Origin of the sequence: Rhodopseudomonas sp. B29, from assembly GCF_000333455.1 — a bacterium.
Classification (GTDB): Bacteria; Pseudomonadota; Alphaproteobacteria; order Rhizobiales; family Xanthobacteraceae; genus Rhodopseudomonas.
Map to the genome: position 1 here is coordinate 1 of NZ_BADD01000697.1, position 9,595 is coordinate 9,595.

11 protein-coding genes are annotated in these 9,595 nt (G+C 64.8%); 5 read left to right on the plus strand and 6 right to left on the minus strand.

Annotated elements, in window-relative coordinates:
* A partial coding sequence (locus I5M_RS25160) for a cytochrome P450 (protein ID WP_022723926.1) occupies positions 1-634 on the minus strand: 634 nt, incomplete at its 3' end.
* A gap of 205 nt (positions 635-839) precedes the next feature.
* Between I5M_RS25160 and I5M_RS25165 the strand changes: the two genes are divergently transcribed.
* The gene (locus I5M_RS25165; RefSeq protein WP_031337519.1) at positions 840-2,525 is read left to right on the plus strand and encodes an MFS transporter; all 1,686 of its coding nucleotides are present in this window, start codon (positions 840-842) and stop codon (positions 2,523-2,525) included.
* A gap of 7 nt (positions 2,526-2,532) precedes the next feature.
* On the opposite strand, the gene I5M_RS25170 is transcribed toward I5M_RS25165, so the two are convergent.
* The 4 genes from I5M_RS25170 to I5M_RS25185 all read right to left on the minus strand — a co-directional run bounded on the left by I5M_RS25170 (position 2,533) and on the right by I5M_RS25185 (position 4,151).
* On the minus strand, positions 2,533-2,760 hold the full coding sequence (locus tag I5M_RS25170) for a hypothetical protein (protein WP_022723928.1): 228 nt from the start codon (positions 2,758-2,760) through the stop codon (positions 2,533-2,535).
* A 134-nt stretch (positions 2,761-2,894) separates the two neighbouring features.
* Entirely contained in the window at positions 2,895-3,233 is a 339-nt protein-coding gene (locus I5M_RS25175; RefSeq protein ID WP_022723929.1) for a phasin family protein, read from the minus strand.
* Positions 3,234-3,326: 93 nt separating this feature from the next.
* Complete coding sequence (locus tag I5M_RS25180) at positions 3,327-3,731, minus strand: hypothetical protein (RefSeq protein ID WP_022723930.1); 405 nt, start codon at positions 3,729-3,731, stop codon at positions 3,327-3,329.
* A 78-nt stretch (positions 3,732-3,809) separates the two neighbouring features.
* Positions 3,810-4,151, minus strand: a complete 342-nt coding sequence (locus tag I5M_RS25185; protein WP_031337521.1) for a hypothetical protein — start codon at positions 4,149-4,151, stop codon at positions 3,810-3,812.
* 653 nt (positions 4,152-4,804) lie between these two features.
* Here I5M_RS25185 and I5M_RS25190 point away from each other — a divergent pair.
* Together I5M_RS25190 and I5M_RS25195 are read left to right on the plus strand one after the other, a co-directional pair.
* Complete coding sequence (locus I5M_RS25190; protein WP_022723932.1) at positions 4,805-5,713, plus strand: PepSY-associated TM helix domain-containing protein; 909 nt, start codon at positions 4,805-4,807, stop codon at positions 5,711-5,713.
* A gap of 111 nt (positions 5,714-5,824) precedes the next feature.
* On the plus strand, positions 5,825-6,235 hold the full coding sequence (locus tag I5M_RS25195) for a flagellar basal body rod protein FlgC (RefSeq protein WP_022723933.1): 411 nt from the start codon (positions 5,825-5,827) through the stop codon (positions 6,233-6,235).
* 49 nt (positions 6,236-6,284) lie between these two features.
* On the opposite strand, the gene I5M_RS25200 is transcribed toward I5M_RS25195, so the two are convergent.
* On the minus strand, positions 6,285-6,998 hold the full coding sequence (locus tag I5M_RS25200) for a TetR/AcrR family transcriptional regulator (RefSeq protein WP_022723934.1): 714 nt from the start codon (positions 6,996-6,998) through the stop codon (positions 6,285-6,287).
* A 163-nt stretch (positions 6,999-7,161) separates the two neighbouring features.
* On the opposite strand from I5M_RS25200, the gene I5M_RS25205 reads away from it, so the two are divergent.
* Positions 7,162-8,373: an ABC transporter substrate-binding protein gene (locus I5M_RS25205; RefSeq protein ID WP_022723935.1), complete on the plus strand. Its 1,212-nt coding sequence runs from the start codon at positions 7,162-7,164 to the stop codon at positions 8,371-8,373.
* Entirely contained in the window at positions 8,366-9,472 is a 1,107-nt protein-coding gene (locus I5M_RS25210) for an aromatic ring-hydroxylating dioxygenase subunit alpha (RefSeq protein ID WP_244432092.1), read from the plus strand. The genes I5M_RS25205 and I5M_RS25210 overlap by 8 nt, the downstream gene beginning before the upstream one ends.
* Positions 9,473-9,595: the final 123 nt, after the last annotated feature.

Sequence of the window (9,595 nt, forward strand, 5' to 3'; positions counted from 1 at the left end):
CGCTCGGGCTAGGCCAGCCGAGCGGCAACAGCAGATCGAAAAAGCCTGGACTCGCCAGCTTCATCCCGTATTCGATGACGAAGTCGCGCAGGGTGCGGCCGTGCTCACCCATGCCGAACGAGAACATGGTGCGGCCCGCGATCTCCAGCGCCAGATGCTGCATGGTCTCGCGCAGATCGACCGGTGCGCCGGCCGTGCGGCCGAGGTCGGCCACCGTCTCGTCGATCGCCGACAGCATATGCGGCACCAGCGTGCCGACCGCACGCGGCGTGAACGCCGGCGCCAGCGTGCGCCGCTGATGCTTCCACGGGCGGCCTTCGGCCAGCAGCAGGCCTTCGCCGAGCATCGGCCGCAGCACGCGAAACGCCGCCGCGGTCCGCGTGTAGTTCTGGTCGTTATCGACCAGCACGTGCCGGATCGCATCGGGCGTATTGAGGATGTAGCTGGAACGGTTGAAGAAGCGGCCGACGACGACATCGTCCTGATAGGCGCGCGGCCCCCAGCTGGCGATCGCGTTGGTGCGGATCGCCGACAGACGCCCGAGCGCTGTCATATCCTCCGGCGCACGCGGCGGCGTCGGTGGAACCAGCGGCGCTCGGTATCGGCTCGGCTCGTGGACTTCGGCGATGCTCACGGCGTCTCCCGGACTGCGGCTGTGGCTGCGTCGACCTGATCTAAGCAGCGGGAGACGGAATGCCAGCATCGGCCTGCGGCGATCCCAAGGCGGCGAGGCGCGGCCCGCAAACACGCCTACTAGACAGCCGACGGGCTTCACAGGCATCACTGAGTTGCGCCGGGCCTTTCCGGCGCCAACCAAGATGCCCAAGGACAGAGGCCTGATGACGCAGACGGCGAAGCGAAGCACCGCCGACGGGATTGCCGCGCCGCTGCGGCACGCGCTGTTCCGCCGCATCTGGCTCGCCAGCCTGCTGTCCAATCTGGGCCTGATGATCAACGGCGTCGGCGCCGCCTGGGCGATGACCCAGATGACCTCCTCGGCCGACAAGGTCGCGCTGGTGCAGACCGCCCTGATGCTGCCGATCATGATCGTGGCGATGCCGGCCGGCGCTATCGCCGACATGTACGACCGCCGCAAGGTGGCGCTGGCGTCGCTGACGCTCAGCCTCACCGGCTCGACCACGCTGGCGACGCTGGCGCATCTCGGCCTCGTCGGCCCCAACGTGCTGCTGGCGTTCTGCTTCATCGTCGGCACCGGCATGGCGCTGTTCGGGCCGGCCTGGCAGGCGTCGGTGTCCGAGCAGGTGCCGGCCGAAACACTGCCGGCGGCTGTGGCGCTGAACGGCATCAGCTACAACATCGCCCGCAGCTTCGGGCCCGCTGTCGGCGGCATTGTGGTGGCGACCGCCGGCGCGGTCGCAGCGTTCGCCGCCAATGCGGTGTTGTATCTCCCGCTCCTGGTCGTGCTGCTGTTGTGGCGGCGGGTGAGCGAACCGCCGCGGCTGCCCCCAGAGCGGCTGAACCGCGCCATCGTCTCCGGTGTGCGCTACATCACAAACTCTCCGCCGATCCGTATCGTGCTGACACGGACGCTGGTGACCGGCATCGCCGGCAGTCCGGTGCTGGCGCTGATGCCGCTGGTGGCGCGCGACCTGCTCCACAAGGGCGCGGAAACCTACGGCCTGTTGCTCGGCGCGTTCGGCATCGGCGCCGTGATCGGCGCGCTGAACGTCACCCTGGCGCGCCGGCGGCTGAGCAGCGAAGGCGCCATCCGGATGTGCACGCTGGTGATGGGCGCCGCGATGGCGGCGCTATCGATCAGCACCACCACGATCCTGACCGCCGCCGCATTGGTGATCGCCGGCGCGGTGTGGATGCTGGCGATCGCGCTGTTCAATATCGGCGTGCAGTTGTCGGCGCCGCGCTGGGTGGCGGGCCGCTCGCTCGCGGCATTCCAGGCGGCGATCGCCGGCGGCATCGCGATCGGCAGTTGGGGCTTCGGTCATGTCGCCGACACGGTCGGCGTCGAAACCACCATGCTGATCGCGGCCGGGGTGATGTTCGCGTCACCGCTGCTGGCGCTGGCGTTGCCGATGCCGCCGGTCGGCACACGGATCGAGGACGCCGACCTGCTCGACGATCCCGAAGTGAAGCTGCTGCTGTCGCCGCGCAGCGGCCCGCTGGTGATCGAGATCGATTACCGGGTCGATTCCGATCAGGCGCGCAGCTTCCACAATGTGATGCAGGAGGTGCAACTCAGCCGGCAGCGCAATGGCGCCTATGGCTGGTCGATCGCGCGTGATATCGCCGATCCGGAGCTGTGGACCGAGCGCTATCACTGCCCGACTTGGCACGACTATCTGCACCAGCGCAATCGCGCCACCCAGGCCGACCGCGCGCTGTATCGGCGCGCCAACGACTTCCATCGCGGGCCCGGGCCCGTGCGGGTGCGAAGGCTGCTGGAGCGGCCGTTCGGGTCGGTTCGCTGGAAGGAAGAGTCGCCGGATCGCGCCGCCGCCGAGGTGCTGCCGGTGCAGAACGTCAGCGTCGGCGGCAGCGGCACGTAGTCAGGAACTACTGACCGTTGTCAGTCAGCACCTTGAGGCATTTGGCGCTGAGCTTGGCGCGGTGCTGCTGCAGGCAGCTCAGGATCACGCCATCGCCCTGATCCATCACGGCGCGGCACAGCCGCGACACATCGCGCCCGCAGCCCGGATCGGGGCGGCGTTCCTGCGCGACCGCACTGCCGGCCACGAGGCTGCTCAGCAGCGTCAAACCGACGATGAATGACTTCGACTTCAAGACTATTCGCATAGGTGCTTGTTCCCGCGTTCGCCCCGCCCTCGGCAGCAGACGGTCTTCGACCGCGTCCTCGGCCTGCAGCTTGTAGTTAGCTCGCAGCCGGCCTGCAAGCGGCGACGGGGCACGGAACCGGATCAGTCACGGGGGATGATCACTGTCGGCTTGGTCATCTCGACCACTTCTTTGGCCTGTTCGGTCAGAACACGGAACTGAGCCTGAAGGAACTCGGTCTGGATGCGAACGACGTCCTGGAAGTCCTTGGCGTGCAGGAGTTGCTCGGAGAAATCGAAGGTGGCGGCGATATTGCGCTCGACATAGCCTTTCAGCGCATTGGCCTGACCATTCGAGCCGAGCGGCGTCACCGACAGGCTCTTTTCGATGAACTGCAGATAGTTGGTCATCGCGCCGCGCGCCTGGTCGAGGTTGCGCGTCATCACGTTGAGGATCACGTCGGACGAGTTACTGTCGGCCATCAAGCACCTCCCTCGCCGCATCGCTGCCGGCGGCACGCGTCGTTAGTCGTCAGCGTCGGTCCGGAACGCTGTGCGCGCTCCGGACCGGGCCGATCAATTGAAGCGCGCGCGATCGAGCACGTCACTCTTTTTCTGCGCGCGGTAGATTTCGGCGACGTACCAGGCGGCGACCAGCAGCGTGGCGATGCGTACCACATTGGCCGGCAGCATCAGACTGAAGGCGACGATCAGCAGCGCCACCGCCGCTGCCTTGGCGACCTTGAGACGGTCGTCGAAAATGGGGAGGAACCACTTCTGGTTCTCTTCCGCCCAGAACGGCGGCTTGACGCGATGCAGACCGAACCGCGCCCAGGTATCCTTGAAGCCGAGTTCGTAGGACCAGAGCAAATACAACGTGATCCAGAACGACAGGAAGGCGACCACGACGGACATCGGCCCGGCGGCGAAGCCCACGACGATCAGCACCGCGACGGCGAGTGCGATGAACCAGTTTTGCATTGGATTAGTCCTCGACTGACTGAAGGGAGGCCGCCTGGTCCAAGCTGAGCGGCGGCCTCGCCGGAAGCGGTGACTGCGCTATTTGCGGGCGCAGGACACCACGATGGTGGTGGAGCTCGGGCCGCAGCTCGCGGTCATCTGACCGTTGTCGATCTGCAGATTGTCACTGAATTTTGCACTGCTCGGGCCGATGCAGATCGCCGAGATCAACGCCTCGTCGGCTTCACAGGTGGTCGGACACCCGTTCGACGAGCAGGTCGACGACGTCACGGTGCGGAACGCGTTGATGACGGGCGCCGCCGGCGGTGCAGCGATCGCCTGATCGATCACGATGCCCTGTGAGCCACCGTTGTGATTGACGACAGCAAGTCCGGCGACCAGTGCAATCGCGCCGAGGAAGATCATCGATGATGAGCGCATAATACCTCCATGCCAATGTGATAGTCACGGGTCCGGCTGCTGCGCAGCATGTTAGCAACAGCCGGGAATTTCAACAGCTGTTGTGCAATCAGTCTTAAGGCCGAGTCCTCGGCACGAATTCACGCCGTCATGCGGCGGCGTGGAGTGGCGGTAAAGCTGCGGAACCGCTGCCCGCAAAGGCCAGTACGAGTGTCGATACCGGCGGCTATCGGCCTGTCTCGCAGTGAAAATTCATATGATCCGGGGCCCGCACCGGCCATTCGGCGAGTGATGTGCGGCGCGGCAAAATTGTGCGCACGGCGGTGTTCGACTTTAGTTAGTTCGAGCGGGCGGAAGGGCAGCGTCCGGTGGAATCCGGACAAGGGTTCCTGCTGTCAGCATGACGGCCGGACGACAGTGCGGCGACTGATTCGAGATCGCGCGGCCGATGTCTCGGACAAGTAATTGACCTTCATCTATCCCGCCCGCCTCGTCTGCCATCCGGATCGCCAGGCGCTTCGTGCCCATTCGAACGAGTCTCGCAGCGGTTGCGTCCTTCGCTCTGGCCTTGTCAGCCATTGGTTAGGTTGGTGCGGCTAAAAGGGGGCGTCGTCACGCGGGCGACGACGCCGCGCTTCGCGAGGGGCGACTCCTATCGCAAGACACAAACCGCCATGAACAACACCACGCTTCTCAAACTGCACCGTTGGGTCAGCCTGACTTTTTCGCTGCCCCTCCTCCTGATCATCGTCACCGGCATGATCCTGTCGGTCGAACCGATCATCCAGGGTCGCGGGCTGCCGGCCGGCATGGTCGACGCCGACCGGCTCGCCGGCCTGGTCCAGCGCTACGATCCCGACAACAAGGCGCGTGGGCTGCGGATCAGCCCCACCAGCGCACAGATACGCCTGCTCGGGCCCGCTTTGCCGGCCATCGATCTGACGACCGGTGAGGTGACGACGGCGGCCGATCCGATCGGCGACCTGATGCTGTGGGCGCGGCGCACGCACGAACATCTATTCGGCCAGGATTGGCTGGTGACGGGTTCGACCATCGCGATGACGATCATCATGTGCATCGGCGTGCTGATGGGCCTGCCGCGTCTGCGCAACAACCTGTCCGGCTGGCACAAGGGCGCCGCCTGGTTCACGCTGCCGCTGCTGCTGCTCAGCCCGCTGAGCGGCTTGTGCCTGGCGTTCGGCCTCACCTTCGCGGGCGGGCCGCCGCCGCCAGCGTCTGGCATGACGCTCACCGCCGCGGTACGCCAGCTCGGCGCGTCGCACGACGTCTCGCACCTGTCGATGCTGGCCAATCGCGGCGGACGGCTCATGGCGCGGATCTACGAAGACGGCGAGCTGCGGGCCTATACGGTGACCAAGGACAGCGTCGCGCCGATGGCGCGCAACTGGCCGCGATTGCTGCATGAAGGCAATTGGCTGGACTGGCTGTCGGGCTCGCTCAATCTGATCACATCGGTGGTGCTGTTCGGCCTGCTCGGCACCGGCGTGGTGTTGTGGGCTCGGCGCAAGCTGCGCCGCAGGCCGCAGCGGCCGGCTCCCCCGGAAGCGGCACCGGCGGTGTGAAGACTAACATCTGGTCACCGGCTTCGCTCGAATTGAGCGGAGACGGTGCACGGATCGTTGTCGGCTGCAGGCGCTTTGTAGCGACAAAGTCACGTCGCAACGGGCAACGCCATGTCCAGCATCTCGTCGATTGCGGTCTCGGGCCTGAACGCCGCGACACGCCGTGTCGAAGTCTCGGCCAGCAATATCGCCAATCAGCAATCGACCGGCGCGCTACCGTCCACGGACGGCTCGGTGCCGACGGGTGCGCCGCAGGCCTATCGGCCGCTGCAGGTGAATCAGAGCGACTCGGCCGGCGGCGGCACGCAGACCACGACCGGTGAAGTCTCGCCGGCCACGGTCCCGGTCTCCGACCCGCAGGCACCGTTCGCCAATGCGGACGGCATGGTGGCCGCGCCGAATGTCGATCTGGCGCAGGAACTGATCGGTCAGATGGTCGCCAAATACACCTTCGCCGCCAACCTCGCTTCGCTGAAGGCCGACGACCGCATGACGAAGTCATTGCTGGACGCCACAGCCTGACGCTTCGAATCCATCGGCCGCACTGCGGACTTCGATGCGACGGCGGTGATCAGCGATCGTCCCGACGGCGGACCAGATCTTCGATCATGGTCTGGACGTGAGCAAGCCAGGCGTTGCGCCGCTCGTGATCGCCGAGATCGATCTGCATGTAGTTCGATAGCGTGTAGAGATTCGAGCGGTAGAAATAGGTCAGGGACAGGATCGAGAGATAAACGAAGGTGCGGTCGCAATCCGGCCGAAAGTCTCCGCGGTCGACTCCGCTACTTAATATCCGTTCGAGCAATCCGAATTGAGTGTTGGCAAATATCTTTCGGATCTTGTTCTTGACGTGCCGGCCCTTGAACAGATTTTCGGACGCCAGAATGCTGAGCAGCTCGGGGTTTTCCCAGTAGTAATTCCAGTTGAACGCGACCAGCGCGGCGAGCGCTTCGCGCGGTCGCTCAAGATCGAGATCGAGCGCCTCCTCGCTCGCGACGAGTGCGGCGTAGCAATGTTCGATCACATGGTGGAACAGCTTCTCCTTGCTGGTGAAGTAATAATACAGCATGCGGTCGTTGCTCTTGGCCGCCTTGCTGATGCGGTCGACCCGCGCGCCGCCGTAGCCTTCTCGTGCGAACTCGACGACGGCGGCCCGCAACAGCGCCTCGCGCGTCTGATCGGGCGATCTCGTCCGACGGCGCGGCTCGGCTTTCTTGCGCCCCGCTGCAGCCTTGCGCCGGGGAGCCGCGAGTTCCCTCGTTCCGACGCTCGTTTCGCTTGCCATTCATCCCCCACCTCGGGGCCGTCCCGAGTCTGCGCCGCAGCATAGGTTTGCTCTCTTTTTTGGCAAGCCTTGCCAATTCTTCACCGTTGACAATACCTCCATGCCGCCTTTCATTATGTAGTAAGTACTACATACATCCGCTGAGACGATCAGGGAGGACGGAATGGGTGCGCGTTTTGCGGTGAAGCTGGCGGTTCTCGCAGCAGGATTGATGGCACTCGGCGGCCGCGCCGACGCCGCCGATCAACCACCGATCCGGATCGGCGACATTTCCAGCTATTCGGCGCTCCCGATCGGCTCCCGTGGCTATCGCCAGGGCTGGGAACTCGCCCGCGACCAGATCAACGAGCGAGGCGGCGTGCTCGGCCGCAAGCTCGAAATCATCAGCCGCGACGACGCAGGCAAACCCGATGCTGCGGTTTCACAGGCCGCGCAGTTGGTCGATGCCGAACATGTCGACCTGCTCACAGGAACTATCCTGTCCAATGTGGGCCTCGCGGTGTCCGATTTCGCCAAGCACCGCAAAGTCTTCTTTCTCGCCTCCCAGCCGTTGACCGATGCGCTGATCTGGGAGAAGCGCAGCCACTACACGTTCCGGCTGCGCCCCTCGACCTACACGCAGACGACGATTTTGGCCCAGGAAGCTGCCAAACTCCCCGCGAAGCGCTGGGCCACGATCGCGCCGAACTACGAATTCGGCCAGGCCGCCGTCGCGGATTTCAAGAAGGAGCTTCTACGCCTTCGGCCCGACGTCGAATTCATATCCGAACAATGGCCGCCACTCGGCAAGCTCGACGCCGGCTCCGTGGTTCAGGCGCTGACCGCGGGCAATCCCGACGCCATCTTCAACGTCACCTTCGGATCGGATCTCGCCCGGCTGGTGCGGGAGGGAACGACGCGCGGCGCCTTTGCGAACCGGACGGTTTTCAGTCTGCTGACCGGGGAGCCGGAGTACCTGGCGCCTCTGAAAGACGAGGCACCAGCGGGATGGGTCGTCACCGGTTATCCGTGGAGCGAGATCGCCACGCCGGAGCACCGCGCCTTCGTCGAAGCCTATCGCGCCCGCTTCAAGGAGACCCCGAACATCGGAGCTCTGATCGGATACATCAACACCTTCGTGCTCGCGAAAGCGATCGAGATCGCGGGATCGACCGACACCGAAGCTTTGATTACCGCGATGGAGCACGTGAATGTCGATACGCCGTGCGGACCGATCGCGTTTCGTGCGGTGGACCATCAATCGACGCTCGGCATCTACATCGGCAAGCTGGAGCTGAAAGACGGTCAGGGCGTGATGACCGATTGGCGCTATGTCGACGGCGCGGCTCACCAGCCGACCACGACCGACGTGCTGGCGAGGATCAAAGATGAGTAGCCAGCCTCCCCTCATGACGAAGCCGGATGCCGCGAAAGAAACCATGATGAAGCTCATCGCCCCTCGCAACAACTGGTATCCGCTGACATGGTCGCGCGATGTCACGCGCGCGCTCGGCTGCCACCGCATCCTCGGGATCGATGTCGTGGTCTACCGCAGCGAGGCCGGTGAACCAATCGCGCTGGACGACGTGTGTCCACACCGGCTCGCTCCTTTGTCGATCGGAAAGCTCAAGGGCGACGCCATCGAGTGCGGCTATCACGGCATGACGTTCGGTCGCGACGGCCGCTGCATCCGGATTCCCGGCCAGCCGATCATCCCGGCCAACGCGCGTGTGCCGTCCTACCCGCTCCACGAAAAGATGGGCCTGGTTTGGATATGGCCCGGCGATCCGGCGCTGGCCGATCCCACGCTGATCTACGACCTGCCGCAATACGGCCAGCCGAACTGGCACGCCGCGCATGGCGACGCGCTGCGAATCGGCACCAACTATCTCAACCTCGCCGACAATCTTTGCGATCCTGCTCACGTCAGCTTCGTGCATCTGTCGACGCTCGGCAATGCGGCGAGCGAGGAGATACCGGTCGAGCACACGGTCAGCGACCGCGGCGTGCTGGTCTGGCGCTGGATCAAGGATGCCGCGCCGATCCCGATCTTCGCCAAATACGGCAACTTCGCCGGCAATGTCGATCGCTGGCACTACTACGATTATCTCGCTCCCAGCATCGCGGTGATCGATTTCGGCAGCGCCGACGCCGGGGCGATCGCCGATCCGATAGAGCGCGACGCCGGGATGCGGATCTTCGCCTGCCATTTCATCACGCCGGTCGACGACCATCACTGCATCGACCACTGGCTACATGTGCGTAATTTCGCGCTGAACGATGCCGACGTCGACCAGCGTCTGCACGACGACTTCCGCATCGCCTTCAACGAGGACAAGGACATCCTCGAGCGCATCGAACGGGTCGATCAGGCACGGCCAGGCTTCAAGCGCATCCGCCTCGGCATCGACGTCGCGCCGCAACGCATGCGCCGGATCGTCGAGCGCATGGTGAAAGCAGAGGCAGACCCGAGGATCGCGATCCCAGCAGAGTAAGCCCGGGCGTCGGGGGCAGGAGGGTTGTGAGGTTCAGCCTTCCGGCGCGAAATCCGGCACGCCAAGTTCATCTTTGCGATGGCACGCGACGAAGTGATCGGGGCCGGTGGCATCGAGGAACGG